Source organism: Actinomycetota bacterium (genome assembly GCA_035540895.1).
Taxonomy (GTDB): Bacteria; Actinomycetota; JAICYB01; order JAICYB01; family JAICYB01; genus DATLFR01.
Window position 1 is genome coordinate 1 of the sequence record DATLFR010000074.1, and the last position, 13,325, is coordinate 13,325.

A 13,325-nucleotide genomic window follows, 5' to 3' on the forward strand; every position below is an offset into this window, starting at 1 on the left:
CCGGAAGACCCCCAGCCCCCCGCCCTCGATCATGGCCGGACCCCCCATCCCGATGGTCGAGTCCCGGGTCGCGATCACCACGTCACAGCACCCGAGGATGGCCGCGTTGCCGGCGAAGCACCGTCCTGAGTTGACCCCCACGAGGGGGACGAGTCCGGACAGGCGGCCGAACAGGTGGAAGGCCATCGTGTCCAGGCCCGCCACGTGGGGGACGTCCGTGTCGCCGGGGCGGCCGCCCCCGCCCTCCGTGAAGAAGACCACCGGGAGCCGCCAGCGGTGCGCCAGCTCGAGCATCCGGTCCTTCTTGCGGTGGTTCTGCATGCCCTGGGTGCCCGCGAGCACCGTGTAGTCGTAGGACATCACCACGCAGCGGGAGCGCTCCTCGCCGAACAGGTCCGCGTTGACCCGACCGATGCCGGCCACGAGTCCGTCCGCGGGCGTCCGCTCCATCAGCTCCTCCACGGGGCGGCGAGAGCGCTGGGCTGCGATGACCAGCCCCCCGTACTCGGTGAAGCTCTCGGGGTCGCAGAGCGCGGCGATGTTCTCGCGCGCGGTCCGCTTGCCGATCCGGCGCCTCTTGGCGACCGCGTCCGGGCGGGCCTCGTCACGGGTCGCCGCTCGGCGCTCGAGGACCTCGGCCAGGTCGGGACGCACGACGGAGGGGTCCGCCTCGGGCGCTTCGGTGGTCGCTCGGGGGTCCTCGTCAGAGGGTGAGAAGAGGACGAGCGGTTGGCCCTCTTCGACCGTGTCGCCGACCCGCACCAGCACGGACCCGACGGAGCCCGAGGACGGAGCCTCGACCACGTGCTCCATCTTCATCGATCCGATGACGACCATCGCAGCGCCCGCGGGCAGGACATCGCCCGCGGACGCTTCGACGGCCACTACGGTCCCCCGTAGGGGAGCCGCGACGATCTGTCGCTCCGAGGTCACGCCCCGAAGCGTAGGACATGGTCCTGGTTCAGCTCCCGTTGCTCCGACGCCGGGCCTTGTTCGCCTCGAGGGCCTGGTCGATCCGGGCGACCTTGGACTTGGCCGCGACGGCCTGCTCGGCGGTGCGGACGGCACGGAGCTCGTCCTCCACCTCGGCCGGGCGGGCGGCCTCACGGCGTGCCTGCGCGGCCTTCGTGCGGGCCTCCGCCTTCTGGCGGGCGCTCTGCTCCCGCTTCGCGGCGGCCGTGCGCGTGGAGGCCTTCGCCCTCTGCTTCTGCTGCTCGAGCTGCTCCGTGCGCTCCTCGGCGCGCTGCGCGATCTCTGCCTTCTCCCTCTCGAGCTCGGCCTTCTCGCGGCGCATCCGCTGGTCCGCCTCGGCGCGCCGGATCTCGGCCAGCGCCTCGGCCTGCTTCGCCTCCCGGACCTTCTCCACCTTCGTCTGGTGGAGCCGGCTCTCCGTCATCAGGTCGTCGTCGCGCAGGACGAGCCCGGTCATCCCCTTCACCTGCGACGCGAAGGCGTCGTAGACGACCGAGGGAGCCCATCCGGCGTCCCCGTCCCGTCCGGTGACGCGTTCGGCCACGGACAGGGGGAGCCTCACGGCGCGCAGCCAGGTCTTGACCGACCCGCGCGCCACGTTCCTCAAGGTATCCATCCTCTGCTCCTTCACTCGATCACTCGGTCGATGGTCTCGGCCGTCCTCAGGGCGCTCTCCGCGTGCTCCTCCGCCTGGGCGGCCTCCTGCTCGGCCCGGAGGCGGTCGACGACGACCTCGGTCTCCTCGGCCGCCACCGCCGCCTGCTGACGGCGCGCGGCCTCCTCCACCTGCTGCTCCTGCCGCTCGGTCACCTGCTCGATGGTGCGCTCGGCCCGCCCGGCGTCGGCCCGGGCCCGGGCGGTCTCCATGCGCTCGGCCTGGGCGGCTTCGAGCCGGATCCGCTCCTCCTCGAGCTCCTGGCGGCGCTGGGTCAGCTCCGCTTCCGTCATCTCGTCGGCCGCGGCCTCGGTCCGCTCCCGGGCTTCCTGAAGTGCCTGGGCGCGCTCCTCGTGGAGCTCACCCTCCCGCTTCAGGTCCTCGTCGCCGATCACGGAGCCGGCGACCTTCTTCATCTTTCCCTTGATCATGTCTCCGACGCCGGTCTCCGCCGGCGGGCGTGGCACGTCACTCATCACTGCTCCTCGTCGTAGGGGTCTGCTGCTGCGGGAACCGCGCTTCCTCATACCCCCGTTGACCGGCGGTCAATCCGGTGTTTGCCGTAACCGCCGGGGGGTACATGGGGGTCGCCAGGAACCGGACGCGGGGAGACACCTATGGCCAGCGCCATGAGGCTCGACATCACGCACGAGCGCCACGACGTGGCTCGACTGCACATCAGCGGGATCGCCGACCCATCCGGCGCGGCGGTCGTGGCGGCGGCTCTGTGCGAGCTCGAGGCGAGCGGCGCGGAGACGATCGTCCTGACCGGCGACCCTTCGAGGATGCCCGGGTCCGTGCGCTCCGCGATCGACGGGCTGCGGGAGCGGCTCGAGAGGCAGGGCCGACGGGTCCTGATGATGGAGCCGGGGATGGCAGAGACCGCTCCCGCCTTCTCGCTGCGCCAGATCGGGCAGCGGGCGGGGTAGACGGCTCCCGCGCGCCGGAACCGTCGTAGTCTTCGTCCGAGACAACAGGAGGACGATGACGTGAGACTGCCCAAGGAGCTCCCCGACACGCCGTACGTGGCCGGTGCCTTCCGCATCAGCCACTGGCACGTCGACGAGGAGGACGACCCCACGTTCCCCGGCACCCTGGTGCTCGAGTTCGCGGGCCGACTCCCCGGCACCGAGGTGGACGTGGTCGTCCCGTTCGAGATCCCTCACGACATGGCCATCGAGCTGGTCGAGGACCTCATGTCTCAGTACAGGTGCCTCATCTACGGCGAGCGCCGGTACGACGACGACGAGGTGGGAGAGGATCAGGCCTAGGGAGCGTCCGGGGGGCCCAGCTCGGCTGGCGTTCCGGTGCCCGTCCTCCCCTCCTGGGTGCGTGCGGCCTCCACGGCGAGCCGGTCGACCAGGTCGTTGACGAGGTCGTCCGAGTGCCCCTTCACCCAGCTGAAGGAGATCTCCCCGGGCCGGGACAGGTAGAGCTCGAGGAGGGGCGCCCACAGGTCCTGGTTGGCGACCGGCTTCCGCTGCGAGTTGAGCCACCCCCGGCGGAGCCACCCCTCCCACCACCGGTCCCGGAAGCAGTTGACCACGTACGTCGAGTCGCTCCTCACGTGCACCGGGCCGTCCAGGGCCCGCAGGGCCTCCAGCACGGCACGTATCTCCATCCGCTGGTTCGTGGACGGGGCCTCGGCGCCGCTCGCGAACGGTCCCTCGGGGACGGCCCACGCCCAGCCGCCGGGGCCGGGGTTCCCGAGGCAGGCGCCGTCCGTGTAGACGGTGGTGGTCATCGGTGTCCTCGTGTGGTCGGGTCGCCGGGAGGATACCGGGTCTGTAGAGTCCCTCGGATGACCCTGCGGGCGGCGGCATGGCCGGAGGCGGATGCGTTGTTCCGGGCGGACCCCACCTGGAGGGGAGCCGACGCCGCCTACTCCGTCCCGCTCTCGGGCGACCGGACCCTGTGGCTGTTCGGGGACACCTTCGTCGGTCCCTCTCGTGACCGCGCGGTGATGGTCCACAACACGATCGGGATCCAGCACGGGCCCGACCCCTCGACGGCCGTCCTCGAGACGCGCATGGGCGGGAGCCCGTCGGCTCCCGAGCCGTTCTTCCCGGCTCCCGCGGGCACCTGGCTCTGGCCCATGGCGGGCACGCGTGTGAGCGGGGGCGCCCTCGTCTTCTTCATGCGGGTGAGGTCGGCGCGACCCGACCTGCCGACCGTGCTCGACGCGTGGCGCAAGGAGGGGTCCCTGCGCTTCTTCGAGGTCTTCGACTGGACGGCGGCGCACGTGTCCGATGTGGACGGACCGGTCGAGGGCTGGCGGGTCCGGATGCTGGACACGCCCCCCGCCGTGAACCGGATCATGCCGGGAGCCGGGGCGACGACGGACGGGACCCATCTGTACGCGTACGGGTGGCGGGACGGCCACGAGCTGCGGCCCGGCATCGTCCGCCGCCGCCCCCGGTACCGCGGCTGGTGGAGGCCCCGGCTCGCGTTCGTCCTGCGCTGGCCCCTCGAGCGGGTGGCCGAGGGTCTGCACGACCCAGAGTGGTGGTCCGGGCGCGGTTGGACGACATCCGCCGACCAGGCGGTGCCGGTCGTCGCCGACCCGGGGACCGAGTTCACCGTGCACCGGGACGGCTCCCGTTGGGTGCTCGTGGAGGTGGCCAACTGGCTGCGGGGCGTGGACGACCTGCCGGCCCTGCGGAGGCTCGGGTGGCTGAAGCGGATGCCCTACGTCGGGCGGGGCCTCAAGTACGCCGGCCTCCTCAGGTCGACGTTGTGCGTCCGGACCGGAGCCTCGCCGCAGGGCCCGTGGTCTCATCCCGTCCGGGTCCACACGCCGCGCGTCCGCCGCGACGTGCTCGTCTACGCGGGGAAGGGGCACCCGCAGCTGTCGGGGGGCGGCCTGGTCTGCACGTACGCGTCGATCGCGCTTAAGGCGGACCGGACGTTGGGAGACGAGACGCTCTACTACCCGCGCTTCGTGCGCGTGCACGGCCTGTCCTGACCGTCTGCCCCGCGGACGCGGGACGCCGTCCGGCAGGGGAGTGGCACCTCCACGGCGAAGGACGGCCCATGTCCCGGCTCGTCCTCCTGGCGCTCGTCGCGACCCTGCTCGTCCCGGCGGGCGCGTCCGCCGCCGACTGCGCCGACGCGTACTCCCCGTTCGCGTCGATCCCGGGGGCCTCCCTGGTGGCGCGCGACCACGTGAGCAAGGACGATCCGCCGGTCCGCTACCGGATGTGGCGGGGGACGGTCCCGAGCTTCGACGGGCTCCCGCTCTCCGTGGACGTGACCGTCCCCTGTGACGCGTCCGGACCCGTCCCCCTCGTCGCGATGAGCCACGGGTGGGGCGACGACAAGACCATCTGGGAGGAGACCGGCCGGTCCGACACCGTGTCCTCCACGTTCCGGCGGGAGACGAACCACTTGTGGAACAACATCTGGTTCGCCTCGAAGGGGTACGCGGTCCTGAACCACACCGCTCGTGGGTGGCACGACTCGTGTGGACCCCGTACCCCTGGGGCGTCCGGACCACTGGCTCCCGCGCCGCACTGCCTGGCCTTCGACTACTGGATCCACATGGGGGACATGCGGTGGGAGGTCCGGGACGTGCAGTGGCTCGCCGGCGCTCTCGTGGAGTCCGGTGTGGCCGACCCCGGACGGCTCGCCGTGACCGGCGGGTCCTACGGCGGGGGGCCCACGGTGATGAACGCGATCCTCAACGACCGCGTCATGTGCGGGGGCGCGCGCCAGGCGCACGGCGTCGACCCGTGCGCGGGCCTGATGCCCGGGGAGCTGGCTCCCTGGACGACACCCGGCGGCTCCCGGCGCTTGAGCTGGGCGGCGGCCGTCCCGATGTACACGTGGGGCGACGTGATCCAGGTGCTCGTCCCCAACGGACGCGGCTCGGACGGGTGGGGGGTCCCGGACCGCGACCCGGCCGATCCCATCGGTGTTCCCATCGAGAGCTACTTCGCCGGTCTGTACGCCTCCGGGCAGCCGCTCGGCAACGGGTACTACGCGCCGCCCGGCGTGGACCCGACCGCTGACATCACGCTCGGCACCCTGCGGGCCCTGGCGGGGAACCCGTTCCTGCACGCGGACCCCGTGGCGGCGAACGCCGTCCACCAGTTCCGCTCCTACAAGTCGGCCGCCCTCCTCGAGCCGAACGGCCGCGTCCCGATCTTCTGGGTGCAGGGGTTCACCGACCCGCTCTTCACCGGGCTCGAGGCGCTGCAGGTCTACAACCGGCTTCGCGCGCACGACCCCGACTACCCGATCAAGCTCTTCTTCGGCGATATCGGCCACGACTACGCCATGCAGCCCGTCGACGAGTGGGACCTGGTCAAGGGACAGATGAACGCGTTCCTCGACCACTACCTCGCCGATGCTCCCGCCCCCACCTTCGACGTCGGCGCCACGGTCACCCGGTGCCTCGACCCGGGAGCCCCGATGACCTACGTGTCCGCTCCCGACTGGTCCTCGATCCACCCGGACACCCTCACGCTCACGAGCGCCGAGCGCGGGTGGACCTCCCACTCGAGCTGGGGGGAGACCGGGTTCGCGACGGACCCGGTCTCGACCGCCTCCATCCCCGGCCCTCAGTCGTACCGCGGCTGCCGCAGGATGAGCCCCGCCCGGACCGATCCCGGGGTCGCCTCCTGGACCTGGGAGCTCCCGGCCGCCGTGACGATGGTGGGGAGTCCGGTCGTGGACCTCGCGTTCGTGAGCACCGCTGCGGACACGCAGCTCTCGGTCCGGCTCTGGGACGTGGCGCCGGACGGGTCGGTCCAGGGGCTCGTCACCCGGGGCGTGTACCGCAGCCTCGACGGACCCGGCACGGATCTCAGGGCGCGGTTCCAGCTCGCGCCGACCGGGTACCGGTTCGCACCGGGCCACTCGGTCAAGGTGGAGGTGACGGGGAACGACGCGCCCTACCGTCAGGCGAGCCGCACCCCCGCGTTCATCGAGGTGCACAGGACCGAGCTGAGCCTGCCGACGAGGGGGAGCGCATGAGGAAGGTCTGGTTGCTGATCGCTGCGATGGCGCTCGTGGGCACCCCGGCGCGCGCCGGCCACATCGAGTCCTACGTGATCCCCGCCGAGCCCCAGCGCGAGTTCCCGGCCGACTTCGAGCTCCCGGTCGACGCGCAGGCCCGGGGCGAGCTCTACTCCTGGACCGATCCGCGGGTCGGTGGATGGGGCGGACGGTTCGAGGGAGCCGAGGTCTGTCCGGACGGGCACGAGCTCCGTGCGCCGGTCGTCCTGGTGCATGGGACGAGCGAGGATGCGTACGCGGCCTGGCGGGCGTCCGACAACGGCTCGACGACCGTGAACGTCCGGCAGCGCCTGCTCGACGCGGGGTGGTGCCCAGAGGAGCTATGGGCGATCTCGTACACGGGCGGCCGCGGGTACTTCACCTACAACGACGTCAACGTCGACGAGCTGCACGCGTTCATCCAGAACGTCCGGGCCTACACGGGAGCCGATCGCGTCGACGTGGTCGCGCACTCGCTGGGGGTCACGGTCGTGCGCAAGGCGATGCGCGTGCACGGGTACGAGTGGCTGCGACGGTTCGTCGCCATCGGGGGCGCCAACCACGGCACGACGACGTGCCGGGGCGTCGGGCAGGTCCGCGGGAGCCATGTCTGCGAGGAGCTCGAGCCCGACTCTCCCACCTTCACGAACGCCTGGCTCGCCGACCTCAACTCGATAGGAGAGACGCCTCCCGGCCCCGAGTACCTGGTGATCTACGACAGCGTGGGGGACCAGTTCTACCAGGGTCCCGACGCGCACAGCCCCCGTCTGGACGGCGCCTGCAACCTGGACCTCCCCGGGCGGTTCCACCTCCCGATCGCGCGCGGTCCGGAGGCGGTCGCCGTCTACGGCGCGTTCCTCGCCGACGGGAGCCTGCCCGTCTGCTCCTGAAGGACCGGGGCCGCACGTCGTAGCCCGGCGTGGGGCCCGGCCGCACCCGGCGTAGGATGGCCGCGATGCCACGCCGCGCCGCGCTGGTCCTCCTCGTGGTCCTGGCGGCCGCGTGCTCCTCCGATCCCCCCGAGTACCGGGTCACCCTCGACACCGACCTCGGGCGGGAGCCCGCGATCCAGATGCCGGACGGGGAGCCGCCCGGCGAGCTGCTGGTCCAGGACGTCGTCACCGGGGAGGGAGAGGTCCTGCGGGAGGGGGACACGTTCACCGTCCACTACGTCGGTGTGTCCTGGCAGCGCCGGGAGATCTTCGACCGGACGTGGCCCGGGGAGCCGGCCTCCTTCGGATGGGACGGGGTGATCGACGGGTGGCGCCGCGGCATCGCCGGCATGCGGGTGGGCGGACGGCGCGGCCTCGTCGTGCCGCCCGAACTCGGCTACGACGACGGGGAGACGATGATCTTCGTCGTCGACCTGCTCGGCGTGCAGCGACCGGCGGAGGTGGGCGCGGGAGCCGGCGAGGCTCCCGCGCCCTGAACCGTCAGCGGCAGGGCTGGTTGCGCAGACCCTCGCGTCCCGTCGCGCTGCATGGCGGGGCGTCGGTCGGAACGTCGGCTCGGATCACCGGGAACGCGACGGAGGACGGGTAGATGCCCGACGTGTATATCGAGTTCACCGCGGGCGTCGGCAGCGAGGCGAACCCCCACAGGTCGGGGAGCAGGTTCGGCGCGCTCACCCAGATGCGGATCTGCGACCCGGCGCGGAACGCGTGTCCGAACGGGAAGATCTCGACGCGTGCGAGCGTGGGATGCCCGGGCACCAGCGGAGCGCTGTCGCCCAGCCGGTGGCTCTGGAACGGACGAAGCTCCGTCGAGAACCTCGGGTCCTCCATCCGGTGGCTCGCGCGCAGCCACCCCTTCTGCACGAAGACCTCCTTGCCGTCCGGGCGCACCTCGGTGAGCGTCACCTCGAGGTCGGTGTCCGGCGCGGTGCTGGAGATGAACAGGTCGACGCTGGCCGTGCCCAGCATGAGCTGGTCTCCCGACAGCGGTGCGCTCGTGAACGCGGCGTAGGTGCCGGAGGCGGGCTTGCGGGTCCAGTCGCCGGGGGTCACGCCGGAGATGCCATGTCCGCCCCGCTCCTGCGTCCCGGCCACCGGGACGTAGGCGTAGTCGACCGCGCCGAGGGCGCGAGCGTTGGCGGCCTCGACCTTCGTGGGCAGGGCCGCGGGCCCGTGGGGCTCCTCGGACAGGCTCCCGTCCTGCTTCAGGAACAGCCGGTCGGCTTCCACCTCGAGGGGTGGCCAGGAGGAGAACGTCCTGGAGAAACCGGCCTTGCGTCCACCCTTGGCGCCGTTGTCGAAGTTGATGATGACCGGGTCCTCCGCCCAGTACTCGTCCGCCGTGGCGTCGGGGAAGCGCATCGCCGTGATGTGGGAGGCGCGTCCCGCGTCCTCGTAGCCGTAAGCGACGCCGAAGTCACCCACGACGTGGCCGCGCCCCCGGAGCGCGAACTCGAGGAACCGGTAGATGTGGGGGAGCATCTCCTCGCCGTAGTACTCCCCGTGATCACCGTTGGAGGAGAGGAACCTCCAGTGCAGGCCGGGGCGGAGACGGTCGATCAGGTGGGTCGCGCGGGAGCCCACCTGCTCGTCCTGCCAGGACTGCACCAGCATCGTCGGGACGTCGATCCGGTCCGCCCACCACCACGGGGAGCGCTCCCAGAAGAGCGGCCCGTCGAACTGGTTGTAGAGGGCCTGGACGAAGGGGTTGAAGGCCGTGTTCGGGAGGTGGTCGGGCTGGTTGCGCAGGCAGCGCTCGTCACCCTGGTTCTGGGCCCACCACTGGTAACCCGACGCCATCGACTCGACCGCTCGCTGCCCGGACCAGGCGCCGGCGAACGTTGCGTTCAGGATCCCGCCGGGGAACGGCACGTCGCGGTACAGGTCGCCGAAGACGTGGCCGGGAACGATGGCCGCGAGGCCCTTGGGCTGCTGGGCGGCGACGAAGAGCTGGGTGATGCCGGGGTAGGACTTACCGACCATGGCCAGCTTGTCCCCGAGCTGGGCGGGCCTCACGAAGCCGGGGGTCTCGCGGTGCCCGGTGAGCCACTCCACCGCCTCCTTGCCGTCCAGCGCCTGGCGGGGCTCGAAGTAGTCGAAGTACCCCCCGGAGCAGTGGGTCCCGCGGATGTTGAGGCCGATGATGGCGTACCCGGCCTCCAGGAACCGGTGGTGCAGTCCGTCGTAGATCGTCTGGCCAGGGATGTACCCGGAGTAGTCCATCACCATCGGGTAGGGGCCGGGCCCCCAACGGTCCGGATCGGGGAGCAGCGCCTGGTACTTGAGCGTGACGCCGTCGCTCATCGGGATGTAGCCGTGGATCGGGCCCGGACGGGCGGCGTGGGCGGGCGCGGGCGCGAGGAGCGCGGCGGTGAGCCCGACTATCAGGACGGCGGCCAGTCTGCGCAAGCGAACCCCTCCCCAGGGAAACCGGATGTCGACCTCGAGTGGTTCGACGTCGCCGCCGCCGGGTCCTTCCGCGGGCCCGTACCCTCTGTGCATGGGGTCCGACGTCGAGATCCGGTACGCGCGCAGCACCGGCGACATCGATATCGCCTATACGGTGCTCGGCGAGGGGCCCGTCGATCTCGTGTACGTGTCCGGGTTCATCACCCACCTCGACCTAGCCTGGGACCTCCCGCACTTCGACTGGCTGCACCAGTTCGACGGGGTCGCCCGGGTGATCGTGTTCGACAAGCGGGGGACCGGGCTCTCGGACCGGTCGCTCGGGTTCGGGAGCCTGGAGGAGCGAGCGGACGACATCCGCGCGGTGATGGACGCCGCGGGCTCGGAGCGCGCCTTCGTCTTCGGCGTCTCGGAGGGCGGGCCGATGGCCATCCTCTTCGCGGCCACGCACCCCGACCGCGCCCACGGACTGATCCTGTACGGCACGGCCGCCCGGTTCGCATGGAGCCCAGACCTCGGAGCCGGGGTCACCGAGGAGGTCGCCGCACCCCTCCTCGACTTCATCGAGCAACGCTGGGGGTCGGGCGAGGTGTTCTCGATGTTCGTACAGCACGCGGCCGACCCCGTCGCCACGACGCGGCTGATCGCTCGCTTCGAGCGCAACGCATGCACCCCCCAGATGGCTCGCGAGATCATGGAGCGCAACCTCGAGATCGACGTGCGCAAGCTGCTTCCCGCGATCGGCGTGCCGACGCTGGTCCTTCACAACAGCGGCGACCCCGTGGTCGACGTGCGTCACGCCCGCTACATGGCGGAGCGCATCCCAGGAGCCACCTACATCGAAGCCCCGGGCGACTTCCACGGCTCCTGGCGTCCGGAGCACTTCGTCCTCGCGTCATCCCCTGTCCTGGGATTCATCTCCGGACAGACAGGGGCGCCCGCCCCGCTCTCGGACCGCCGCCTGGCGACGGTCGTCTTCACGGACATAGAGGCCTCCACGGAGTCGGCCGCCGCTGTCGGCGACGAGCGCTGGCGATCCATGCTGGACCATCACGACCGGCTGGCCTCCCGCGTGGCCGAGCGCACCGGGGGCAGGCTAGTCAAGGGGACCGGAGACGGCGTGCTGGCCACCTTCGACGGACCCGGGCGTGGGATCGCGTTCGCGCGCGAGTTCCAGCAGGCTCTGCTCCCCAGCGGGATCCGGATCCGGACGGGCGTGCACACAGGCGAGATCGAGATGAGGGGGACGGACGTGTCCGGCGTGGGAGTGGTCATCGCCCGCCGCATCTGCGACACCGCGGTCCCCGGCGAGGTCCTCGTCTCCCGGACCGTGAAGGACCTCGTGGCGGGGTCCGGGATCGGGTTCGACGACCGCGGGACCCACGAGCTGAAGGGTGTCCCGGACGAGTGGCAGCTGTTCGCCGTATCGCCCTGACCGGCCGCGCCCGCGGGTCAGGCGACCCGGTCGATCCGCGCGTAACCTTGGTCGATGAGCCTCGCCGATAGGCTGCGCGACGACCTCACCGCGGCCATGAAGGCCCGCGACGAGCTGACGACCGCCACCCTGAGGATGGTCCTGTCGGCGGTGAAGGGGGCGGAGGTCGCCGGGGAGCAGGCACGGACCCTGTCCGACGACGAGGTGGCCGTCGTCGTGGCCAAGGAGGCGAAGCGACGCGAGGAGGCCGCGGAGGCTTTCCGAGCCGCCGGGCGGAGCGACCGAGCGGACCGGGAGCTCGCGGAGCGGGAGGTCCTGGCCCGTTACCTCCCGGAGCGGATGGGACGGGACGAGATCGAGCGCGTCGTCGCCGAGGTGCTCGCCGCGGAGGGGCTGTCCGGGTTGGGTTCGATGGGGCAGGCGATGAAGGCCGTGATGGCGCGTCTCGGGGGAGCGGCGGACGGGAAGCTCGTGTCCGAGGTCGTGCGGGAGCGGCTGTCCGGGCGCTAGGACCCGAGCCCGAGCTCAGGTGGGAGCCCGAGCTCGATCGCCTCGTGGTACGGCTCGACGGCTCCGCCGTCCAGCAGCGCGAAGAGTCGCTCGAACCCCGTCTTGATCACGAGGTGGTCCGGGTCCCCCTCCCATCCGTGGCCCGCGGTCGGGTACGCGCCCATCCCGGTGCCCGACCAGGGCACGCCCAGGAAGGTGCTCGAGAAGGTGGTGCCCGGTCGTCCCGACCCGCGCCCCACCACCGTGTGCAGCTCGGCGGGGACGCCCACGGCCCGCAGGGCGTTCGTCATCTCCCGGCTCTGGTTGCCCGGGACCGTACCGTCGTCGACTCCATGCACGAGCACGGCTCCCTCCAGGTACGCCATCTCGGGTGCCCGCACCACGTTCGTGAGGTGCAGGTAGCGCTCCGGGACCTCGTGCAGCGCCCCGCCCGTCTCCGCCTCGGCGTCGGTGACGAAGGCGGCCGCCGACGCGTTCGACCCCTTGAGGGCGACGGCGATGGCGTACAGCTGAGTGAAGTTGTGGACCCCCTCGACCGCGACGAGGCGGTCGAAGAGGGGGCTGCCGTCCTCACGGACGGCGTCCGGGTCGGCCAGGGCCAGCCCGGCCGTGTTGGCCCCCATGCTGATCGCGAAGACGGTCACGGTCTCGATCGAGGGGTAGAGGTCGAGGAATCGCTTCGCCGCGACGATCGAGTCCTTCGCGCCGGCCGAGACGTGCCAGCCGCGGTTCGTCACCGGGTCCTGTCCGGTGTAGTCCATCGCGACGGCCACGGCACCGTGCCCGGCCACCCTGCGCAGGTGGTTGCGCCACGAGCACGAGTTGTTCTGCCAGCCGTGCATCATCACGACGAGGTGCTCCGGTTCGGCCGTCTCCGGCAGGGCGTACCGGCCCGACGGGAGCCGATGCTTGTCGTCGGACGTCGAGCCGATCCCGTGGTCGGACATCCACCGATCCGGCGCGACGGTGTCACAGGGTGCGGCGGCCTGAACCGAGGGGGTCAGGGCGAGCGTCCCCAGGAGGACGACGACGAGGGACACGATCCGCGTGCGCATGCTCCAGGGTTTCGCCGGCCGGGTCGCGTCTCCTGCCGCGTCAGTCCTGTAGCGCGGCCGCTGTCGCGGTCGTGTCGACCAATCGCGTCGCCATCATGCGCCCGAGTGCGCGATGGAGAGCCGCGGCGGTCCCCGGGTCCTGCTGCTCCATGCGGTCCACCGCGTCGGCCGGGAGGTGATACAGGACGGCGTCGGAGTCGGCGACGACGGTCGCCGTCCGGGGGGTCCGGAGGTAGAGGGAGACCTCCCCTATGACCGAGCCCGGACCGAAGGACCGGATCCTCATGTCCGCGCCCCCGCCCCCCACGTGGACGCTGAGCCGGCCGCTCTCCACGAAGTAG

General features: G+C 71.6%; 15 protein-coding genes. 8 read left to right on the top strand and 7 right to left on the bottom strand.

Annotated elements, in window-relative coordinates; all coding sequences use genetic code 11:
* The 3 genes from VM840_04210 to VM840_04220 form a co-directional block, all read right to left on the bottom strand.
* Positions 1-933: carboxyl transferase domain-containing protein (locus VM840_04210; GenBank protein HVL80780.1), on the bottom strand; the 933-nt coding region annotated here is incomplete at its 3' end.
* 28 nt (positions 934-961) lie between these two features.
* A complete protein-coding gene (locus tag VM840_04215) occupies positions 962-1,588 on the bottom strand; it encodes a hypothetical protein (protein ID HVL80781.1) in 627 nt (208 codons plus the stop codon).
* A gap of 11 nt (positions 1,589-1,599) precedes the next feature.
* A complete protein-coding gene (locus tag VM840_04220) occupies positions 1,600-2,103 on the bottom strand; it encodes a hypothetical protein (protein HVL80782.1) in 504 nt (167 codons plus the stop codon).
* 141 nt (positions 2,104-2,244) lie between these two features.
* Between VM840_04220 and VM840_04225 the strand changes: the two genes are divergently transcribed.
* Positions 2,245-2,556 carry a hypothetical protein gene (locus VM840_04225; protein HVL80783.1) on the top strand — a complete coding sequence of 104 codons (312 nt, stop codon included), beginning with the start codon at positions 2,245-2,247 and terminating at the stop codon, positions 2,554-2,556.
* 60 nt (positions 2,557-2,616) lie between these two features.
* Entirely contained in the window at positions 2,617-2,898 is a 282-nt protein-coding gene (locus VM840_04230; GenBank protein HVL80784.1) for a hypothetical protein, read from the top strand.
* Here VM840_04230 and VM840_04235 read toward each other — a convergent pair.
* Complete coding sequence (locus tag VM840_04235) at positions 2,895-3,371, bottom strand: ribonuclease H (protein ID HVL80785.1); 477 nt, start codon at positions 3,369-3,371, stop codon at positions 2,895-2,897. The two genes, VM840_04230 and VM840_04235, sit on opposite strands and share 4 nt — an antisense overlap.
* 57 nt (positions 3,372-3,428) lie before the next feature.
* Here VM840_04235 and VM840_04240 point away from each other — a divergent pair, with 57 nt between their 5' ends.
* The 4 genes from VM840_04240 to VM840_04255 all read left to right on the top strand — a co-directional run bounded on the left by VM840_04240 (position 3,429) and on the right by VM840_04255 (position 8,054).
* Positions 3,429-4,592: a hypothetical protein gene (locus tag VM840_04240; protein ID HVL80786.1), complete on the top strand. Its 1,164-nt coding sequence runs from the start codon at positions 3,429-3,431 to the stop codon at positions 4,590-4,592.
* 68 nt (positions 4,593-4,660) lie between these two features.
* Positions 4,661-6,604: a CocE/NonD family hydrolase C-terminal non-catalytic domain-containing protein gene (locus VM840_04245; protein HVL80787.1), complete on the top strand. Its 1,944-nt coding sequence runs from the start codon at positions 4,661-4,663 to the stop codon at positions 6,602-6,604.
* Positions 6,601-7,515 (top strand): hypothetical protein, encoded by a 915-nt coding sequence (locus VM840_04250; GenBank protein HVL80788.1) that lies wholly within the window; start codon positions 6,601-6,603, stop codon positions 7,513-7,515. Before VM840_04245 ends, VM840_04250 begins: the two co-directional genes overlap by 4 nt.
* A gap of 182 nt (positions 7,516-7,697) precedes the next feature.
* Positions 7,698-8,054, top strand: a complete 357-nt coding sequence (locus VM840_04255) for an FKBP-type peptidyl-prolyl cis-trans isomerase (protein ID HVL80789.1) — start codon at positions 7,698-7,700, stop codon at positions 8,052-8,054.
* 4 nt (positions 8,055-8,058) lie between these two features.
* Here VM840_04255 and VM840_04260 read toward each other — a convergent pair whose 3' ends face one another.
* The gene (locus VM840_04260; protein ID HVL80790.1) at positions 8,059-9,987 is read right to left on the bottom strand and encodes a CocE/NonD family hydrolase; all 1,929 of its coding nucleotides are present in this window, start codon (positions 9,985-9,987) and stop codon (positions 8,059-8,061) included.
* Positions 9,988-10,078: 91 nt separating this feature from the next.
* On the opposite strand from VM840_04260, the gene VM840_04265 reads away from it, so the two are divergent.
* Complete coding sequence (locus tag VM840_04265) at positions 10,079-11,419, top strand: adenylate/guanylate cyclase domain-containing protein (protein ID HVL80791.1); 1,341 nt, start codon at positions 10,079-10,081, stop codon at positions 11,417-11,419.
* 54 nt (positions 11,420-11,473) lie between these two features.
* Positions 11,474-11,929: a GatB/YqeY domain-containing protein gene (locus VM840_04270; GenBank protein ID HVL80792.1), complete on the top strand. Its 456-nt coding sequence runs from the start codon at positions 11,474-11,476 to the stop codon at positions 11,927-11,929.
* On the opposite strand, the gene VM840_04275 is transcribed toward VM840_04270, so the two are convergent.
* Together VM840_04275 and VM840_04280 are read right to left on the bottom strand one after the other, a co-directional pair.
* On the bottom strand, positions 11,926-12,984 hold the full coding sequence (locus VM840_04275) for a hypothetical protein (GenBank protein HVL80793.1): 1,059 nt from the start codon (positions 12,982-12,984) through the stop codon (positions 11,926-11,928). The two genes, VM840_04270 and VM840_04275, sit on opposite strands and share 4 nt — an antisense overlap.
* Before the next feature lie 40 nt (positions 12,985-13,024).
* A partial coding sequence (locus VM840_04280) for a cyclic nucleotide-binding domain-containing protein (protein ID HVL80794.1) occupies positions 13,025-13,325 on the bottom strand: 301 nt, incomplete at its 5' end.

What these genes read in the sequence shown, in the direction of transcription:
- VM840_04215 (HVL80781.1), bottom strand. Translation starts at nt 1,588, where the DNA reads ATGGATACCTTGAGGAACGTGGCGCGCGGGTCGGTCAAGACCTGGCTG.
- VM840_04220 (HVL80782.1), bottom strand. Translation starts at nt 2,103, where the DNA reads ATGAGTGACGTGCCACGCCCGCCGGCGGAGACCGGCGTCGGAGACATG.
- VM840_04225 (HVL80783.1), top strand. Translation starts at nt 2,245, where the DNA reads ATGGCCAGCGCCATGAGGCTCGACATCACGCACGAGCGCCACGACGTG.
- VM840_04235 (HVL80785.1), bottom strand. Translation starts at nt 3,371, where the DNA reads ATGACCACCACCGTCTACACGGACGGCGCCTGCCTCGGGAACCCCGGC.
- VM840_04240 (HVL80786.1), top strand. Translation starts at nt 3,429, where the DNA reads ATGACCCTGCGGGCGGCGGCATGGCCGGAGGCGGATGCGTTGTTCCGG.
- VM840_04245 (HVL80787.1), top strand. Translation starts at nt 4,661, where the DNA reads ATGTCCCGGCTCGTCCTCCTGGCGCTCGTCGCGACCCTGCTCGTCCCG.
- VM840_04250 (HVL80788.1), top strand. Translation starts at nt 6,601, where the DNA reads ATGAGGAAGGTCTGGTTGCTGATCGCTGCGATGGCGCTCGTGGGCACC.
- VM840_04255 (HVL80789.1), top strand. Translation starts at nt 7,698, where the DNA reads ATGCCGGACGGGGAGCCGCCCGGCGAGCTGCTGGTCCAGGACGTCGTC.
- VM840_04265 (HVL80791.1), top strand. Translation starts at nt 10,079, where the DNA reads ATGGGGTCCGACGTCGAGATCCGGTACGCGCGCAGCACCGGCGACATC.
- VM840_04270 (HVL80792.1), top strand. Translation starts at nt 11,474, where the DNA reads ATGAGCCTCGCCGATAGGCTGCGCGACGACCTCACCGCGGCCATGAAG.
- VM840_04275 (HVL80793.1), bottom strand. Translation starts at nt 12,984, where the DNA reads ATGCGCACGCGGATCGTGTCCCTCGTCGTCGTCCTCCTGGGGACGCTC.